At 37.3% G+C, this 18,825-nt stretch carries 17 protein-coding genes and 2 riboswitches; of the genes, 6 read left to right on the top strand and 11 right to left on the bottom strand.

From position 1 onward, the window contains the following. The first annotated feature begins 17 nt into the window (after positions 1 to 17). On the top strand, positions 18 to 560 hold the full coding sequence (locus G8Y84_RS01050; protein WP_133170499.1) for a hypothetical protein: 543 nt from the start codon (positions 18 to 20) through the stop codon (positions 558 to 560). A 43-nt stretch (positions 561 to 603) separates the two neighbouring features. Here the strand turns inward: G8Y84_RS01050 and G8Y84_RS01045 are convergent, their stop codons facing one another. The 4 genes from G8Y84_RS01045 to G8Y84_RS01030 all read right to left on the bottom strand — a co-directional run bounded on the left by G8Y84_RS01045 (position 604) and on the right by G8Y84_RS01030 (position 5,073). Then, a complete protein-coding gene (locus G8Y84_RS01045; RefSeq protein ID WP_165806057.1) occupies positions 604 to 2,274 on the bottom strand; it encodes a coagulase domain-containing protein in 1,671 nt (556 codons plus the stop codon). Positions 2,275 to 2,791: 517 nt separating this feature from the next. Next, positions 2,792 to 3,112 (bottom strand): antibiotic biosynthesis monooxygenase, encoded by a 321-nt coding sequence (locus tag G8Y84_RS01040; RefSeq protein ID WP_037575490.1) that lies wholly within the window; start codon positions 3,110 to 3,112, stop codon positions 2,792 to 2,794. A 152-nt stretch (positions 3,113 to 3,264) separates the two neighbouring features. Further along, positions 3,265 to 3,696, bottom strand: coding sequence for a MarR family winged helix-turn-helix transcriptional regulator (locus G8Y84_RS01035; RefSeq protein WP_105963122.1), 432 nt, complete (start codon positions 3,694 to 3,696; stop codon positions 3,265 to 3,267). A 33-nt stretch (positions 3,697 to 3,729) separates the two neighbouring features. Further along, positions 3,730 to 5,073 carry a dihydrolipoyl dehydrogenase family protein gene (locus G8Y84_RS01030; RefSeq protein WP_105963121.1) on the bottom strand — a complete coding sequence of 448 codons (1,344 nt, stop codon included), beginning with the start codon at positions 5,071 to 5,073 and terminating at the stop codon, positions 3,730 to 3,732. Positions 5,074 to 5,207: 134 nt separating this feature from the next. Between G8Y84_RS01030 and G8Y84_RS01025 the strand changes: the two genes are divergently transcribed. After that, positions 5,208 to 5,462 (top strand): hypothetical protein, encoded by a 255-nt coding sequence (locus G8Y84_RS01025; protein ID WP_119513093.1) that lies wholly within the window; start codon positions 5,208 to 5,210, stop codon positions 5,460 to 5,462. Between the two features lie 53 nt (positions 5,463 to 5,515). Here G8Y84_RS01025 and G8Y84_RS01020 read toward each other — a convergent pair whose 3' ends face one another. From G8Y84_RS01020 to xpt, 7 genes are all read right to left on the bottom strand, one after another. Next, positions 5,516 to 6,934 carry a sucrose-specific PTS transporter subunit IIBC gene (locus G8Y84_RS01020; protein ID WP_119513091.1) on the bottom strand — a complete coding sequence of 473 codons (1,419 nt, stop codon included), beginning with the start codon at positions 6,932 to 6,934 and terminating at the stop codon, positions 5,516 to 5,518. A gap of 28 nt (positions 6,935 to 6,962) precedes the next feature. Then, on the bottom strand, positions 6,963 to 7,925 hold the full coding sequence (locus G8Y84_RS01015; RefSeq protein WP_037575479.1) for a carbohydrate kinase family protein: 963 nt from the start codon (positions 7,923 to 7,925) through the stop codon (positions 6,963 to 6,965). Positions 7,926 to 8,033: 108 nt separating this feature from the next. Continuing rightward, on the bottom strand, positions 8,034 to 9,008 hold the full coding sequence (locus G8Y84_RS01010) for a LacI family DNA-binding transcriptional regulator (RefSeq protein WP_105965613.1): 975 nt from the start codon (positions 9,006 to 9,008) through the stop codon (positions 8,034 to 8,036). A gap of 861 nt (positions 9,009 to 9,869) precedes the next feature. After that, positions 9,870 to 11,411 carry a glutamine-hydrolyzing GMP synthase gene (gene guaA, locus G8Y84_RS01005; protein ID WP_165806056.1) on the bottom strand — a complete coding sequence of 514 codons (1,542 nt, stop codon included), beginning with the start codon at positions 11,409 to 11,411 and terminating at the stop codon, positions 9,870 to 9,872. Between the two features lie 22 nt (positions 11,412 to 11,433). Continuing rightward, on the bottom strand, positions 11,434 to 12,900 hold the full coding sequence (gene guaB, locus G8Y84_RS01000; RefSeq protein WP_037575470.1) for an IMP dehydrogenase: 1,467 nt from the start codon (positions 12,898 to 12,900) through the stop codon (positions 11,434 to 11,436). Positions 12,901 to 12,935: 35 nt separating this feature from the next. Then, entirely contained in the window at positions 12,936 to 14,204 is a 1,269-nt protein-coding gene (gene pbuX / locus G8Y84_RS00995) for a xanthine permease PbuX (protein ID WP_037575467.1), read from the bottom strand. After that, entirely contained in the window at positions 14,201 to 14,785 is a 585-nt protein-coding gene (gene xpt / locus G8Y84_RS00990) for a xanthine phosphoribosyltransferase (protein WP_037575465.1), read from the bottom strand. The genes pbuX and xpt overlap by 4 nt, the downstream gene beginning before the upstream one ends. A gap of 246 nt (positions 14,786 to 15,031) precedes the next feature. Further along, a riboswitch (purine riboswitch) is annotated at positions 15,032 to 15,134 on the bottom strand. A 243-nt stretch (positions 15,135 to 15,377) separates the two neighbouring features. On the opposite strand from xpt, the gene G8Y84_RS00985 reads away from it, so the two are divergent. The 4 genes from G8Y84_RS00985 to thiO all read left to right on the top strand — a co-directional run bounded on the left by G8Y84_RS00985 (position 15,378) and on the right by thiO (position 18,763). Next, positions 15,378 to 15,788 carry a general stress protein gene (locus tag G8Y84_RS00985; protein WP_037575461.1) on the top strand — a complete coding sequence of 137 codons (411 nt, stop codon included), beginning with the start codon at positions 15,378 to 15,380 and terminating at the stop codon, positions 15,786 to 15,788. Between the two features lie 246 nt (positions 15,789 to 16,034). Next, positions 16,035 to 16,709: a hypothetical protein gene (locus G8Y84_RS00980; protein ID WP_037575458.1), complete on the top strand. Its 675-nt coding sequence runs from the start codon at positions 16,035 to 16,037 to the stop codon at positions 16,707 to 16,709. 112 nt (positions 16,710 to 16,821) lie between these two features. Beyond that, complete coding sequence (locus G8Y84_RS00975) at positions 16,822 to 17,424, top strand: hypothetical protein (RefSeq protein ID WP_037575455.1); 603 nt, start codon at positions 16,822 to 16,824, stop codon at positions 17,422 to 17,424. Between the two features lie 21 nt (positions 17,425 to 17,445). Then, positions 17,446 to 17,548: riboswitch (TPP riboswitch) on the top strand. Between the two features lie 105 nt (positions 17,549 to 17,653). Next, positions 17,654 to 18,763 (top strand): glycine oxidase ThiO, encoded by a 1,110-nt coding sequence (thiO, locus tag G8Y84_RS00970; protein ID WP_037575452.1) that lies wholly within the window; start codon positions 17,654 to 17,656, stop codon positions 18,761 to 18,763. Positions 18,764 to 18,825: the final 62 nt, after the last annotated feature.

Below are 18,825 nucleotides of genomic sequence, written 5' to 3'. Positions count from 1 at the left end.
CAAAGGGGATAATGATGTTGATTAAATATTTAGGAACTGCGTCACTCATAAGTGTATTATTACTCACTGGATGTAATCAAGACGAGAGCAAAGAGAAAAACAAAGAATCTACTTCTAAAATCACACAAGAAAAAAGCACAAAAGAAAAGCAAAAAGAAAAACAACAAGAGAAAACCTATTCGAATGAAACTCAAAGTGTTGAACCGATGACAAACCAAAGTAGTGAAACGATGAACCAAAATATGAACGAAACTAATGCTTTACCCAATAACTCAAACGCAACTACGTCTATCCCAAATAACACAAATGAAACGAGTCACACCTCTTTACCAAACGGAGATGCTATGTTTGCCATGCCAGGTACAGAAGACAGTAACGTATCAGAGGCTCAACGAGAATGGGAAGCTAAAAGAGCACAAGACTTATCACAATCTGAAGGGAATTATAATGAAAGTTGGAGCGCTGCAGATCAAGCGCATGCTGAGTATGAAACTTTAAAATCCGGGCATCCTGGAATGGCGAACGATACGAGCGTACCTATGGAGCCATTTCCTGAATAGAAAAGACTAGCTTTTTATCTGCTAGTCTTTTTTGGCTATCTTATTAATATTGGCCGTTATAGATTTTATCAATTTGTTTATTTAAGCGAGCTTGTTGCGCTGGGTCTAACGTTTTTACTTTTTCACGTGCAGCCACAAGATCTTGGGCAGAATGTGAGTTCACATATTGATTCACTTTTTCTTCTGCTTCTCTTACAAGGTTACGCTTGATTACTCGTTTGTCACGATCAGTGTAACCAGAAGTATCACTTTCACTGTAACCATATTTAAAGCCTGATTTTTGATAGAAAGAAGATTGATCAATATCTACAACGTTTGATTCTGTAATAGTTTCTTTAACTTCGGGCGTAGTATCTTCAGTTGTTGTTTGTTTTTGGTTGTTTGCACCCTTTGCCTTCGGTGTTGTATCTTCGGTAAATTCAATTAAGTTACCATTTCCACCATATTGATTTGACGGTTTAGAGTCAGCGTCCGTTGTCACATGGTTTGATTCACCACTCATCCCTTTTAATGCAGGTTGTTGACTTTGACGGGGTGCCATAGGTAAAGTAAATGTTTCTTCACGTTGTTTTTGTTTTAATACAGGTTGTGTTTGTCTTTCAGTCGTTACCGTATAAGTCGGAAGTTGTTGTGTCGGTTCTTTAATCACAAGTTCATTTTTTAAATCATGATGTTGCTTTAATTGTTTATGAGGAAAAGCATCTGGATTCTTTGTATAGGATTTCTTCGTTGTTGGTGCTTTTTGAGCTTGTAAGGCTTTGACAGTCGCTTTTGCTTTAGCAGCATTTTCTTTTGCTTCTTTAGAGGCTTTTGTCATTTTAGCTAAGCGTTCAGCTGCGCTATCAGCACGTTGTTGCACGCCTGGTTCAACGAGATTTGGATTGTTTTTAGCGTTTTCAGCATCTTCTCTAAGTTTTTTTCTTATACTTACATCATGTTCGTTATCTTCTGTTAACATAGGAATATTTGACGGTCTTGCTAAATCAATTTCTGCAAAAAATTCGTCAATAATCGTTTCTAAATCTTCTTTTAAATCTACTAACATCCTGTTATTTCTAGGAATGTTTTTGGAAATAATTTCTTTTGGTTTTACTTCTTCATACGCCATAATCATATCTAACTTATTATATAAATTAGCTCTAGCCTCATGTTGACCTGGAAATGCCTTTGCCACCATAAGTACTTTGTTTTCTAAATCCACTATTTCTTTATTGGCATTTTCCTGGTCTGATTCATTAAATCTTTTCAACTCTTGATTTTTATTCTCGACAGATTTTACATCATCATCAAAATCTTCTCTATTTTGCTTTAGATTTTGATATACTTTTTCATATCTCTCTTGAGTTAAACCTAGTTTTTTCTCTACTTTATCAGAATCATATTTACGAATGTACTTTGCTTCTCTAGTATCTTCGGCAATAAACTTATTTAATGCATCTAGCTCAGCTAAAAAACGTTTTTGATATTTTTCATATGCTTTTTTATACTCAGGTTGGTCGTAACCTGAAAAATCCTCTACATTTAGTGAGTTTATTAAACTTTCAAGATTATCTTGATACCTTTCTAAGGATATCGCTGGATTTATCTTGCCTTCCACTGAGAGTGCACTAGACTTATATTCATTTTCACTCACCACTGCACTTGCATTGTTATCAAATGTAAAATTAGACGCTAAAATTGCGCTTGCTGATAATACTAATAATTTCTTTTTCATTTTGTTCTCCTTTAATTTAAATAAAATAACCCTTGTCAAATTCCCTCCTATTTGACGCAACTTTTCGATTATATAAGCTTTGTCCAACATAAACCATTAAGTGCTGGTTAACCTAACATTAATTATAGTTTAAAATAGTTCATTCCTAAAAATTGTAGTACACTTTCATTTTAAATCCTCAAAAGTGTAGTAAATCTTCATATGGAGATTACATTCTACACTTTAGAAATCATTGTGCACTAAGAATATCTTTCAAATAACTGATTTAAAGGATATTTAGGTTTTTTAACTGAATTTTAAGAAAATTTAGTCGTATTTTGTATTTTAAATATGCTGCTTATTTTTAACTCTTTTACGAAGTTGTCTTAACTCTATGATATTTTTTAACTCAATAAAATTTAAAAATGTAAAATAAAAAAGGCTAGAAGATCTCTAGTATCCTCTAACCTTTTGTGATTTTAAATTCTAATTTTATTTCGTTTTATAGATAAAATTTTTCATCAAATGGTTTGGTGTTTTATTCATCATATTTATACGCAATCGTGTATGTTGTGACTTTATTGTTAATAATTGGACTCTCTTCGTTCCCTTTATTATTTCTTGCTTTTTGATGGGCCTCTTTAAATGCATCTGAATGTAGCCAGTTTTTAAATGCATCCTCAGACTGCCAAATAGTTAAAATTTTAACCTCATCATAGTCTTCAGTTTCGTTTGTGACTGTCACTAACATATCTTTAAATCCTTCAATGGTGTCGATGCCTTGTCTGTTTTTGAAGCGTTCCACGACACTTTCAGATTTCCCTTTTTTTATTTTCAAACAGTTTTCTGCCATAAACATAAGTCATCACTCCTTTGTGTAATTCTGTTAATTTGCATGCAATTTATAGACTATCAGTTCATTTAAGTTATTCCTCAATTAACATCATATGATTAAACGCTCAAATTTTAAAATGTAATGCTTTTTGTTTTTCGAAATTCTAAATCCTAAATTTAAAGATCAAATTCATTTTTAAGCGTCTGTTCAATTTTGATAAGTTCATTTCTAACGCGTTGATATTCTTGAACATCCATAATGGACTGTACGCTATTTTCTAATTTATCGCATATTTCTTTTTCATGTCGCTTTGCTTTATCTGTTAAATGAATTTCTAAAAATTTCTTGTTTTTAATTCGTTGTATCCAGCCTGCTACTTCAAGTCTTTTCAATAATGGTGTTAATGTATTGCTAGAAAGATCTAGTTTTTCACCCAATGATTTGACAGTTTGTGGGCTTTCTTCCCAAAGCGCAAGTAATACCAGATATTGAGAAAATGTAAGTTCATAGTTTTTTAATTCTTTTTCATAAAATTTATTTAGTCTTCGGTTTAAATTATAGACCGAAAAACAGAGTTGATTCGATAATTTTAATTCTTCATTGTACATAGCCCGACCTCATTTTACAGAAACGACCTTCTACTACATCATGGCTGTTTTTAACAAATCTAGTACGCCACTGGAAGATCCAGGAAATGCGAAAATCATTTGGTTCAACTCTTTCGCTGTGAGTTTTCCGTTAACAATAAATGTTAATAAATTGATTAAGTCAGGCGCATCATCTGCATAAACAGCTGCACCGACTAGTTGCTTTTGTTCGTTTAAAACAATCGTCATTTCCGCTTCAATTTCGTTTTTATATTCAAAGCGCATTTGTTTACCAAATGGAATATCAATCACTTTATAATTCTCATTTTTTTGCGCTTCTTCAATACTTATACCAATGTTTGACAATCTTGGCAATGTATAAAGTACAGAGGGGATTGCCGGATATTTTATAGGTTGTGTATTCCATCCTAAAATGTGTGCAGCAATATAATTTGATTCGAATGTTGCGGTTGGCGTTAATTTAGGGATGGCTTTATGAATTACATCGCCACTTGCATAAATGTTAGGAATATTCGTGCGTAAATAATCATCAACTTCTACACCTTTTTTTGAATACTGAATGCCGACTTCATCCAATCCAATACCTTCCACATTAGGGTTTCTACCTGTCGCATCTAAAACATAATCAGTCGCAATTTTTAAGCCTGATTCTGTCACAACCTCATAATTTGAATCTTGCTTTTTAATAGCCATAGTATTTTCGTTCATATGAAAATGCACGCCATCTGCTTTTAACTTTTCGATTAATTTATAGACATGTTGTCGATAAAATCCTTTTACGGGTTCCTCATCAACATGAATCATATGCGTCTCAACGCCCGCTTTCGCAGTAATAGATGCAAATTCTAAACTTATAATTCCAACGCCTATAAACGTGATATGTTTTGGCATATGTTCAAGTGACAAAAAGTCTCTACTATCATGTGCAAATTCTTTACCTTCAATATTTAAGCGATTACTGTGTTGACCAGTTGCAATCACAATATGTTCTGCATTGATTTTTTCGTTATTGACTTCAACTGTATGAGGGGCAACAATTTTACCCGCTCCTTTAATAATATCAATCCCTATTTCTTGAAACAGATGTTGTAACTTATCCGCTAATGGATCAATCACCGCATGCTTGTAATCCATTAGATTTTCCCAATCTACAGCGAGGTGCTCTGTATTCAGTATATTTCCGTAATGAGAAGCTTCTTCTAAAATTTCAAATGGATTTTCTAATAAAATTTTGGCATTGCAACCATAATTGGTACATGTTCCTGCAATACGATCTTTTTCAATGATAGCAACAGATTTACCCGCTTGATTGAGTGTCAGTGCGGCGTGCCATGCCGCATGCCCACTCCCTAAAAAGAGAACATCATAGTTTTTCATTTTATTTCCTCCTAAAGTTATATGCAACTTACAAGTCGCGCGCGATTTGTTAAAGCATATCATTCCTCTATTTAAATTACAAATTATATAACTTATATTTGAAAAATTAGTTTAGACTTTTTGATTTCTCATGAATGGGGAAACTGAAAGTTAGATTTCAAATCATTACTAATCCTTACAATGGAAATGTCACTTTAGGATTAAAATATCGAATTTGGGAATTTAGAAAAAAGCAATATTTACTTGAATATGTCGAAAACCATCCCATTATTGAAATAGAAGGAAATATGCATTTTGAAAGAACGTCTTACTATAAAGGAATGCGCACGATTAACAATCAAACGCCGAAGTCCTTAACCAAAAGGTATATTGTCATTTACACACGTTAATACCACATAAAAACACTTCCTCTTGTAAATTAAGGAAGTGTTTTATCATGTGATTATTTTGCTTCTTTAAGCTCTTTAGCCATTTTATCGCTATATCCGAAGAACCATGTGAGCACAAATCCTACGACGAATGAGACAATCAATACTAAAATATAGAGGGGCAATTGGCCAATATCTTTAATGAATAGCAACATACCTGGTAAAACCGTAATGGCCATTCCTGAAGCTTTTAAATGGAACAATGAGGCAAGAAACCCTCCCACAGCTCCTCCAATTAATCCACATACAAACGGCTTAAAGTAACGCAAGTTCACACCAAAAATGGCAGGTTCTGTAATTCCTAAAAATGCGGAAAATGCGGAGGGTAGTGCGAGTGCTTTAAGCTTTTTCTGACGTGTTTTAAGACCAACCGCAACTGTCGCTGCCCCTTGTGCTGTCATTGCTGCTGAAATGATAGGGTTGAATTCATTGTACTTAAACTGCTCCAATAATTGAATTTCCATAAAGTTGAAAATATGATGTACCCCTGTCACCACAATAATTTGTTGGAAAAAGCCAATGAGTAAGCCGGCAATACCAAACGGCAAGTCTAGTACCCATTTTGTACCTGCGAGTATGATTGTTTCTAAGCCGTGAAACACAGGCCCTATGACGAAAAGACCTAGTGTAATCATGACCAACAATGTTAAAAATGGAGTAACGATTAAATCGATCGCATCTGGAATTCTCTTACGTAAAAATGTTTCAAATTTGGCGCCAAGTAAACCCACGACAAAGGCAGGTAATACTGACCCTTGATATCCTACAACTGGGATAAATCCGAAAAATTTCAACGCCTCAGCTGAACCATCCCCTACTTGGTACGCATTCGGTAAGGCAGGGTTTACGAGCATCAAACCGAGCACTATCCCAAGAACTGGACTTCCTCCAAAAACTTTAAAGGCACTCCACGCCACAAGCGCAGGTAAAAACGCAAAAGCGGTATCTGTTAAAACTTGAGTAAAGAGAATGAAATTGGGTGAAATATCTTTTGGGGTCATGCCCATCCAAGATAAGATTTGTTCATTCATCAATACGCCACGGAGTCCCATAAATAAACCCGTCGCCACTAATACTGGAATAATCGGAACAAAAACATCACCAAACGTTCTAATCGCACGTTGGAACGCATTGCCTTGTTGACTTGCTTCTTGCTTCACTTCACGTGTCGATTGACCTTCAATACCTAAGTCTCCAACGGCTTTATAAATTTTGTTCACTGTTCCTGTCCCAAAAATAATTTGATACTGTCCAGAATTAAAAAATGCACCTTTCACTTTATCTGTATTTTCAATGCTGTTTTGGTCGATTTTTTCTTTATCATGAAGAACAATTCGTAGTCTTGTCGCACAATGGGCAATCGACTTTATATTCTCTTGTCCCCCAACCGCTTGAATGACTTGTTTTGCGATTTGTTGATCTGACATGGCCATGTTGCTTCTCCTCCTCTGACGTCATCGTCTACTTTTGTATTAACTCTTGAACCTCTTCTAATGTAGGTATACTTCCAATCGCACCTTTTTTCGTTGTGGTTAAAGCGCCTACCGCATTACTCATTGCGAGAATATCTGGTGCGTGTTTCTTCAAATAATCAATAGGAGTGCATTCATTTTGACCTTTTAATAGTTGATAGATCACTGCTCCCACAAACGCATCCCCAGCACCAGTCGTATCTTGAACATCGACTTTATAACCCGGGGAATATCCGATACGCCCTTCTTTCGAATAAATAGAAGCGCCATTCGCGCCTTCTGTATAAATAATAAATTCCGTTTTACCTTGAAACAGTTGTTGGAGTGACGCTGGATCTTCACTTCCTGTTAAATAGACCAATTCCTCATCTGCAATTTTTAAAATGTGTGCTTTCGGCATGAATTCAAGCACTGTCGTTTTCAATGCTTCAATTGATGGCCATAACGGAAATCTCAAATTCGGATCAAAAATAATAGTTCCTTCTGCTTCTTCCATTAGGGCAATGACATGTTCATGTGTATTTTTCATAGGTGACGGAATCAAATCCACTGAACAAAAATGCAGAATATCATCGGGTTGAAAATTGATATTCAGAGATGACGGTTCTAACAACATATCCGCAGAAGGATTCCGATAAAAAGCAAAATCACGTTCTCCAGATTCTGTTAAACTCACAAAGGCAAGCCCTGTATTTGCCTCATGTGTTCTTTTAATATTGGCCGTCTCTACTCCTTGCTTTTGTAATGTTTCTAAAATCAAATCTCCAAAGGCATCTTCACCGAGTTGCGTAATAAGACTAGAGGCGGCACCAAGTTTTGCTACACAACTCGCTACATTAGTAGGTGCGCCACCCACTTGAGGCTCAAATCCAGTCACGTCTTTAAGTTCTACACCTTTTGTTTGAGGAATAAAATCAATTAACGCTTCACCCATCGCATATAATTTTCCCATGATTTCACTTCTTTCTTTATGGAATGACAAAACTCTATTTTCATTTTTGGAACCGGTACCAAAATAGTTCAAAAAAAAGTAAAACTCTCTTCACCGAGAATTTTACTTTTAGTTGTGTAAAATGTCAACGCTTTCTTTTTCATCGATGGTATAATCCATGCGTTGTAGTAACGGGACTTCTTCCTCATTTAATAGGGACATCATCGATACTGCCGCAAGTCGTCCCGTCTCTTCATAAGGAAAGACAATTGTCGTAATCATCGGCGTGACAATCGAGGTGGTCTCATAACCCCCAAAACCTGAAATAGACAACGTTTGAGGCACCTCGGTCTTCATATCTAATGCTGCTTTTAACACGCCTAACGCAATGTTATCTGTCGCACAAATCACAGCATCATAATCCTTAATAAAGGCTTTAGAACGCGCTTGAGCATCCTTTAACTTAAACGATGTCGTGTAAATATCCGCTTGTTGACCGTAATCCGCAAGCCCATCAAGCACACCTCGACGGCGATGTACTCCTACCGCTTCATCACGTTCATCAACACCAAAATAGGCCACACGTTGAAAATGCGCCCGACCAAAATAATTTCCGATAAAGCGGCCTGCCTCATAATCATTTTGAATAATGGAATGAATACCGTCGTATGCTTGCCCCACTAATATAATAGGGACATTAATCGCTTGGATTGCCTTCAAATGCGCATCACTGAGTACCGTGGCAAGTAAAATAATACCGTCGACTTTATTTTTCGCAAGCGTAGATATCGCATCAATCTCCCGTTGTTGATCTAAATCCGTATTCACAATAATGGTTTGATAATTTTGCGTTCTTAAATAAGTTTCAATGCCACATAACGTTTGATTTGAAGCATACGAACTCAATCGCGGTACAATGACCCCCATCATTTGTGTTCGTTTTGCCTTTAAACTTTGGGCAAATTGATTCGGACTATAGCCCGTTTCTTTAACAACACGTTCAATTTTCTGACGCGTTTTCGTACTAATCGAACCGCCGTTCAGATATCTCGATACCGTACTTTTCGACACACCCGCAAGCCTTGCGATATCACGAATATTCATAGCCTTCACCTCGATTACTATCATAGCACAAGAAATAAGATAAAATTGGAGAATAGAAAGTGTCATGACGCATTTTATACTATCAACTTCAAGTTCACTTATTCTTGTATACAAATGGCCTCCAAACCCATGATGTATGTATAATCTAAAATACTTTATTTACCTAACATCTTCAACGATGAGCCAACAGTAGATCTACTAGATATTTTAAAATTTAAAAAAACTGATGATGAACACGTAAAGTTAAAATAGCTTTTTAGAAATTTAGAGGGAACTGAACGTTACCTCTTTTTAACTTATTTTACATTGATTTTCTAGCCTTAAACAAAAATACACCCCTCTAGTTAGATTTTAGGCCAACTTTTGGAGTGCATATCATTATTAGGGGGCACATATCCTTTCTTATAATAACAATCTAAGCCACAAAGTAATTACGGACGATTAGAGCATACAAATCATAAAACTACATTACAAATATACCTTCATGTAGTCGAACAAATGAATATAGACATGGTAGGTAAATTAGAAGCAATGGGAAGATAAAATGTTGACTCTTATAATTAAAGGTGCTAGCATTTATCAATAAATAAGTTAACTCAACCCATGAAAGTAGACACCCCACCATAAGGGGATGAGCGAAATCATGGGTTTTTTTATGAGTTTTTATTGTGAAGGGGAAATATTGATGAAAATAGCCGTACTAGTTGATGTTGGATATTATCGAAAAAGAAGTCAAAATGTATTTTGAAAAGCAAAATCAAAAAGCAATATACAATAACTACTCCCCCATTTTTCTAACTTCACCTCACAAAACAACCCTCTAACCATTTGCGGCTAAAGAGTTGTTTATTTTTCTCACTATTATTCCCACTCAATTGTGCTTGGGGGTTTTGATGTGATGTCATACACGACGCGGTTGACGTGATCCACTTCGTTTACGATACGTGTTGAGATCTTTTGTAAGACTTCCCAATCGATACGTGCGAAGTCACTTGTCATACCGTCAATAGAGGTTACGGCACGGACACCGACTGTGTAGTCATACGTACGGTAGTCTCCCATAACACCAACCGAGCGGATGTCTGGTAATACTGTGAAGTATTGCCAAATGTCGCGCTCTAAGCCTTCTTCACGAATCACATCGCGAAGGATGGCATCAGATTCACGGACGATTTCAAGTTTGTCTTCTGTGATTTCGCCTAGTACGCGGATACCTAATCCCGGACCTGGGAAAGGTTGTCTCCAAACGAGGTGTTCTGGAATACCTAATTCGATCCCTAATGCGCGTACTTCATCTTTGAATAACGTGTTGATAGGTTCGATTAATTCGAATTCCATATCTTCTGGTAAGCCACCTACGTTATGGTGAGATTTAATCGTTTGTGCAGTTTTTGTTCCTGATTCAATGACGTCTGTGTAGAGTGTACCTTGTGCAAGGAAGTCTACGCCTTTTAATTTTGAAGCTTCATCATCGAAGACGTAAACGAATTCGTTACCGATAATTTTACGTTTTTGTTCTGGATCTGATACGCCTGCAAGTTTTGACATGAAACGGTCTTGTGCGTTTACACGAATAATATTCATGTTGAAACCTTCACCGAATTGTTCCATCACCATGTCGCCTTCACCTTTACGTAAAAGACCATGGTCAACGAAGATACATGTCAATTGATCGCCAATCGCTTTGTGTAATAATACCGCAACTACAGAGGAGTCTACTCCACCGCTCATTGCGCAAAGTACACGACGGTCGCCAACTTTTTCGCGAATTTTTTCCACTTCGATTTCGATGAAGTTTTCCATTGTCCATTCGCCTGTACAGTTACATACGCGACGCACGAAGTTACGTAATAAGTCGTTACCAAACTCTGTATGACGCACTTCTGGGTGGAACTGTACGCCGTAGATACGACGAGATTTGTCTTCGATTGCTGCGTATTGTGTGCTCGGGCTATCGGCAATCACTTCGAAACCTTCTGGGATTTCAATCACTTTATCAGAGTGGCTCATCCAAACTGTTTGTTCTTCTGGTAAACCGAAGAATAACTCGTCTGATTTAGCGTTGATTGTCGCTTTGCCGTATTCACGTTCGTTCGCGCGCTCAACTTTACCGCCTAATAATTTCGTCGTTAACTGCATACCGTAACAAATGCCTAAGACTGGAATACCTAGGTTGTAAATCTCAGTATCAATTGTGAACGCATCCTCTGCATAAACAGAGTTCGGTCCACCTGATAAAATAATCCCTTTTGGATTCATTTTTTTAATTTCTTCAATCGAAATTTCGTGATCGTGCAATTCACTATAAACGCCCATTTCACGAATGCGTCGTGTAATTAATTGATTGTATTGACTCCCAAAGTCTAGGACAAGAATTAACTCTTGTTCTTTTGCCATTTCCATAATGTGTGTACTCCTTTATCCCTTAGAATGAGTAGTTTGGTGATTCTTTTGTGATTTGAACATCATGAGGGTGGCTTTCTGCTAGACCGGCTGCACTCATTTTAGTAAATTGTGCTTCTTCACGTAACGCTTCTAAGTCTTTCGAGCCTGTGTAACCCATACCGCTCTTCACGCCACCAATTAATTGATAAATTGTATCTTGTAATGGACCTTTATAGTCAATACGTCCTTCAACACCTTCTGGAACGTATTTTTTAGGGGCTTTATCTTCTTGGAAGTAACGATCGTTTGAACCGCTTTCCATCGCACCTAATGAACCCATACCACGGTAAACTTTATATTGACGTCCTTGGAACATTTCAACTAAACCTGGGCTTTCTTCAGTACCAGCAAGTAAGCTACCTAGCATAACCGCATGTCCACCGGCAGCTAATGCTTTTACGATATCGCCTGAGAATTTAATCCCCCCATCAGCAATAATCGTTTTACCATGATTTTTCGCTTCTGTGGCACAATCGTAAACTGCTGTAATTTGAGGGACACCGACACCTGCAACGACACGTGTTGTACAAATTGAACCTGGTCCAATTCCTACTTTTACAACATCTGCGCCCGCTTCAAACAATGCTTTTGTCGCAGCTGCTGTTGCAACGTTACCTGCGATTAATGTCACTTCAGGATATGTGGCTTTAATTTCTTTCACTTGGTTAATTACGCCTTGTGAGTGACCGTGGGCTGTATCGATTACTAATGCATCCACACCCGCTTCAACAAGTTTTTCAGCACGAATACCAGTATCTTTTGCAATACCAATCGCCGCCGCTACAATAAGACGACCGTGGCTGTCTTTTGCCGCATATGGATATTCGTTCACTTTTTCGATATCTTTAATCGTAATGAGGCCTTGTAAAATACCGTCTTCTACTAATGGAAGTTTTTCAATTTTGTGGTCTTGTAAAATCTTCTCAGCTTCTTCAAGTGTTGTACCTACTGGTGCTGTGACTAAGTCTTCTTTAGTCATCACATCTGAGATTTTGATTGAGAAGTCTTCAATAAATCTTAAATCACGGTTTGTTAAAATTCCAACAAGTTTGCGTGATTCATTGCTATCTACAATTGGCACACCTGAAATACGGTATTTGCCCATTAATGCTTCTGCTTCATAAACGCTTTCTTCTGGTGTTAAGTAAAATGGATCAGTAATAACGCCATTTTCAGAACGTTTTACTTTTTGAACTTCGTCCGCTTGGCGTTCGATGCTCATGTTTTTATGAATCACACCGAGTCCGCCTTGACGTGCCATCGCAATCGCCATTTTTGATTCTGTTACCGTGTCCATACCAGCTGAAACAATCGGGATGTTTAATTGAATACGTTCTGAAAGTTTTACACTTAAGTCGACTTCTTTTGGTAATACATTTGATTCTGCCGGAATAAGTAATACATCATCAAATGTTAATGCTTCTTTAACAAACTTGTTTTCCCACATTTTTCGTACAGCCTCCATTCAAATTGATAGTTATATTATTTCACATTTTCTTCATTTTGTTGATAGTTTAGACCATTAAAAAATAAATTCAATATAATAGCAGAAATCGTGCCTAACACAATACCATTTTGTGTGAGCCATGTTAGTTGATCACCGAGCGCTTTAAACGCTTCTGGAACAGCAGTAATCCCTGTACCGAGGCCAACAGAAATGGCAATGATTAATAAATTGTTTTGATTTTTAAAATTAATATCACCGAGGATGCGCACACCATAAGCCATGACCATCCCAAACATCGCAAGCATAGCGCCACCAAGGACAGATATAGGAATGATGTTGGCTAGCGCTCCAATTTTAGGAATACATCCGCAAATGATAAGCATGATGACCATTCCATAAATGACATCATTTTTCTTAGCGCCTGACAATGAGACAAGACCGACATTTTGAGAATATGCCGTGTACGGAAATGCATTGAAAATGGCGCCTAACGTAATCGCAATCCCTTCGGCCATATAACCTTTTCTAAAATCTTTGCGCTCAAGCTTACGACCTGTAATTTGGCTAAGTGCATGGTAAACACCTGTCGATTCAATCAAACTGATTAATGCCACAATGAAGAAGACGACGATGGCACCAAAGTCAAAGGAGAATCCCCCAAATCGGAACGGACGCGGAAGTTCAAACCAATGGGCTTGACCGACTTGCGCAACATCGACAAGTCCTAAGAAACTCGCAATAACCGTCCCAGCAATCAGACCGATTAAAATCGCAATAGATTTAATAAAACCACTCGCAAAACGTTGAACGACTAAAATAATAATTAACGTCGCAAAACCTAATAAAATGTGTTTAGGTGAGCCGTAATCTTTCGCGCCTTGGCCCCCTGCAATATAATTCATTGCGACAGGCATTAAAGTAATTCCGATAATCGTGACCACACTTCCTGTGACCACAGGCGGGAAGAATCGTACGAGATACGCAAAAAATGGCGCAATTAAAATTACGAGAAGGCCTGAAACAAAGAGTGAACCATATAAAACGTCCACCCCTTTAGACTGACCAATCATAATCATTGGGGCCACTGCCGTAAACGTACAACCTAACACGACCGGCAAGCCTATCCCGATACCACGATATACTTGTAAAAACGTCGCCACACCACACATAAAAATGTCGACAGTGACTAGAAAAGCAATTTGTTCCGGTGTGAATTTTAAACTCGAACCTACAATGATAGGGACAAGAATCGCCCCGGCATACATGGCAAGGAGATGTTGTAAGCTTAATAGGAATCGTTTCATGCGTTTTCGTCTCCAACAAGCGTGATTTTATTACCTTCAAGAGAGGCAATTTGACATAGAGATGAAACATTTAGCCCAGCTTCTTCTAGACGCGTACGCCCTTGTTGAAAGCTTTTTTCAACTAAAATACCGATACCCACTGTAGTCGCATTGGCTTGTTGAACAAGACGATGAAGTCCAAGTGCCGCTTCTCCATTCGCTAAAAAGTCATCAATAATTAAAACTCGGTCGTCTGATGATAAAAATTCTTCTGAGATAATAACTGTACTCGTTTTATTTTTCGTAAAAGAATGAACATCTGTATGATAAAACCCTTTAGTTAACGTGCTTGGTTTTGCTTTTTTGGCAAAAAGACATGGGACATCAAAATGTAAAGCCGCCATGATTGCAGGTGCAATGCCTGAAGCTTCAATTGTTAAAATTTTCGTCACGTTTTCTTTCGCAAATTGATCATGAAATACTTTTCCAATTTCGTGCATGAGTACCGCATCAATTTGATGATTTAAAAAACCATCCACTTTTAAAATTTTTTCATCAATGACAACGCCATCTTCAATGACTTTGTTTTTTAACCTTTCCACTATGGTTCCTCCTCGTTTTTGGTCCAAAATATTAAAAAAGCCCAAAACTTCAGAATATAGTTTTAGGAACGAGTAAGAGAAATACAGTTGTAAGTTTGCGTATGCATCTTTGGAAGAGAAAACACATATAAAAGGAATTAAGACAGTAAGATGAACAAGTTCAACCTACACCTTATAACGTTTATACATATATCATCTCACAATTGAGGCATCCACTTGAGTAACTTGCGGCCTCAAGTCACATTACATTGATTTTCAATTACTCATAGTCACATTGTTTAAGGCAACGTGGTAGAAACTTCTAAAGCCATATTCTTCAGATTATATGAGTGTGATAAATTATTTAATGATGATAGCAAATTTGAACATAATTCGCAATAGCATCGCGTCAAACTCATTATTTTCAGAAATTTATGTGAATTCATTGCGGAAACGTTTCAAATATGGGCATAATATGATTGAATACATCTACTCGATCCTTGTTTAATGTGGATAAAGTTGAACATATTTTCAAACAACCTGTGCCAACGATTAATGAACATTAAACATGGGTAATACAAATGATGAATAACAAAAAACGGAGGCGTCGATTATGGCAGAATTTGAAGTAGCGCGTACAGAAGAAGATGCGATTAAAGCAGTAGAAGCTTATTTAAGAAATGGTTATGATGAATCTGAACTTACGGTTATTAGTAAAGAAAAATTAGAAACGAAGCGTTTTAACGACAGTCAAATTCAGCATAAATCAACAAATGGCACAGTAAGTGATAAATTTATGCGCATGTTTATTGGTGAAGATGCTGAAGGTGCAGCACTCAGTCGCTATGATTTCGGTGAAGACCAAACTGAAGATTTAAAGCAAGATCTTAACAATAATAAAATTGTGGTCATTGCCCAAAAAGATAAAGTGAACCATGGTGAAGTTGCGAAAAATAATGCTGCTTATATGAATGAATCTACAGATAATCATAAACCTTCTGAACATAAAGGCGATATTGAATAAAATTCAACTAACGTCCACGTTCAATGGTAGAATCGATAGGGTTAGGACATAGTGCCCCCTATAAATAGATAGCCATCAAAATTTACGCTTAGATAAATTTTGATGGCTATTTTAATCCGACTTAAACAATTGAATAGTCAAGCATCATCAAATATATGAAATGATTTATGTTATAGTCCCCTTCAACATTACTATCGTTCTTTCACATCTATGCTATACTGTTATCAATCAAGAGAGGTGAACGACATGAAATTTGTACAAATAAAATCGACCAAAGATCAATGGTTCGAACCGGCCATCGACTTTTATATGGATAAACTTGATCCTCTTGTCACCGAGGACGAATCGGTCTTTGTGCAATCTTTAAAAACCGAAAAGACACAAAACGATTACGTCTTTTTAGTGGGCATTGACAATGATAAAGTGGTTAGTTTTTCAACTGCACACTATGAAGCAACAACAAATACAGGTTTTATCGTTTATTTAATTGCTGAGCCTGGCGATCACTGTGAAACGTATTTAGCTGAAACATTAAACGAGGTAGAAAAAGGCGTGAACCGTTTATCACATCAACTCCATGGTCGTGATGTGAATTTCTTTATGTTTGAATCTACTCTCGAAAGTGAAGATGTCGATGAACAAACTGCTAAGGATATTGCTTTTCGTCGCCGTTTCTTAACAGAACATGGATTTGAAAAACAAACACAAATCGACTACGTACAACCTTCCCTCGACCGTAATGGGAAACCTGTACCGCTAGACCTTTACAATAAGGCAAATATTCCTTTGACAAAGGATATTTACGGCACAAGCGTTAAGTCTTGCTATATTTTAAAATATGTCTTTGCCAATCGTATTCCACGTCGAGTGATTTATCCGTTATTGATTAAAATGAATTTAAGTAAAGATATGAATGCATAAGTCCTTGAAATCCCTTCTTAAAGCCGTTACAATAATGTAGAGGTAAGGCTGACGGGTCACTGAACTCAGACTACCGTGGGTCTAAATAGACTGACAGAAAGGATTCATTCATATGCTAACAAAAGAGTTTGCACTTAAATCAGAGCTTAGCGAAAAACAAGTGCGTAAAATTGTACAGCACCTAGAAGAACGTGGCTACCAGTTGAAAAAAACCGAATATAGAGGCCGTGAAGCGACCGACTTTCAAGAAGAGGATATCGAATTATTCCAAGAAATTGCTGAACGTGTCGGCCGTACGAACAGTTATGAACTCGCATTCGAAGAGCTCGAAAAAGAAAAAGACTTTTTACAAGTCATCGTAAAAGAAAATCCTGATAACTTACCATCAGATCAACAATTTCCACAAGTGATGCAAGAGTTAAAAGCTGAAATCAACAAAATGCGCGAAGAACGTCAATTATTAGGACAAATGATTTCACAAGTTCATCAACAACAAGAAGAATTAAAAACATTACATAATCAACTCAATAATCAACTCGAAACAAATACAAAATCATTAAACGCAATGACAGAACATCAAAAACTTCAAGCTGAACAGTTAACAAAAACACAAGAAAGCATTGAAACACAAACAAAAGAACAAAAAGAATTGGCGACTACAATTAAAAACAGTCACCAACAAAAAGGATTTTGGGCACGCCTATTCGGAGGCTAAGCCTTTATCATAAAATTAAATACGATGTGCTAGGGGTGCTCTAATTGAGCTGAGAAAGATGTCATCTTAACTCTTTGAACCTGAAGTGGTTAGTACCAACGAAGGGAAGCTATTTTAACTTATGAATTGAATGTATACACTTTACTGAACTTATAGAAAATAGGCCTACATTCTTTCTCACCATGAATCTAGGGCGCGACCTCTTGCACATTGTGTAGGAGGTTTTTTTATGGAACATATTGTGATTATTGGTGGAGGTGTTATGGGACTCTCTATTGCACGTCACCTTGCCGACACTCACTGCGAGGTTTCTATTATTGATCGTTCGACACCGAGAATGAGTGCATCTTATGCAGCAGGAGGAATGTTAGGGGCACAAAATGAATTTTTCGAAGAGAGTCCACTTTATCGTTTGGCGATGAAAAGTCGTGCATTAATGCCAAATACTGCCTATCGTTTACATCAAGAGACAGGCATTGATATCGAATTTCAATCCTATGGGCTCATTAAACTTGCGACAGAGACGCGTCATGTTAACGCTCTACGCGCTCAGTATACATTTTTAAAACAAGATGATCACCGTCTCCATTGGTACAACAACCATGCACTTCAACAACATTTTCCTCAACTTAATCCTGAGACGACGGCGGCATTCAAAATACATGATGATGGCCAAGTGAATGCGCATTTATACACAAAAGCGCTCACACAAGCAGTAGCCTTACAAAAAAATACAACTCTTCATTTAAATACAGAAGTCTTAGACATCACTCAACACGTGGAAGGGGGTTATACATTAAACACTTCTGCATGTCACATTCATGCGAACATCTTAGTGGTTGCGGCCGGCGCATGGAGTGGTCAATTACTCCAATCTTTAAATGTGGACCTTCCTACTCGTCCAGTAAAAGGCGACGTCAAACTTATACAAGCCTCCCGCCCGATTCTGAATACAACCTTATTTAATATGAATGGGTGTTATATCGTTCCTAAAAAAACGAATCGCTATTTAATAGGTGCAACTTCAGAAGTAGACAATTGGTCCACTCAAAACCATCCCGATAATTTAAAATGGTTAGATGATAAAAGCCAAGCCATGCTCCCCCAATTGAAACATGAACAGACCCTTAAAACGTGGACCGGTATTCGTCCGATTACAGAAGACGGCTGGCCCGTGATGGGCAAAGTTTCAGACACGCTATGGGTTTCAACTGGCCACTATCGCAATGGTATTCTTCTATCCCCGATTGTAGGGAAACTCATAGCGCAAGCGATTCAAGGAGAGGCAGATGCCTTACGTGAGCTCCAGCCCTTTTCACCACAAATTCGACAAAAATAAAAAGAGCTTGCTTTTAAGTGTCTTACCGATTATCCTTATTATATAAATCGGAATTAGAAGGA

The organism is Staphylococcus sp. 11511212 (assembly GCF_011394755.1).
GTDB lineage: Bacteria > Bacillota > Bacilli > Staphylococcales > Staphylococcaceae > Staphylococcus > Staphylococcus chromogenes.
Note: the sequence above shows the minus strand (reverse complement) of the source record. Positions and strands in the feature narration are given on the sequence as shown.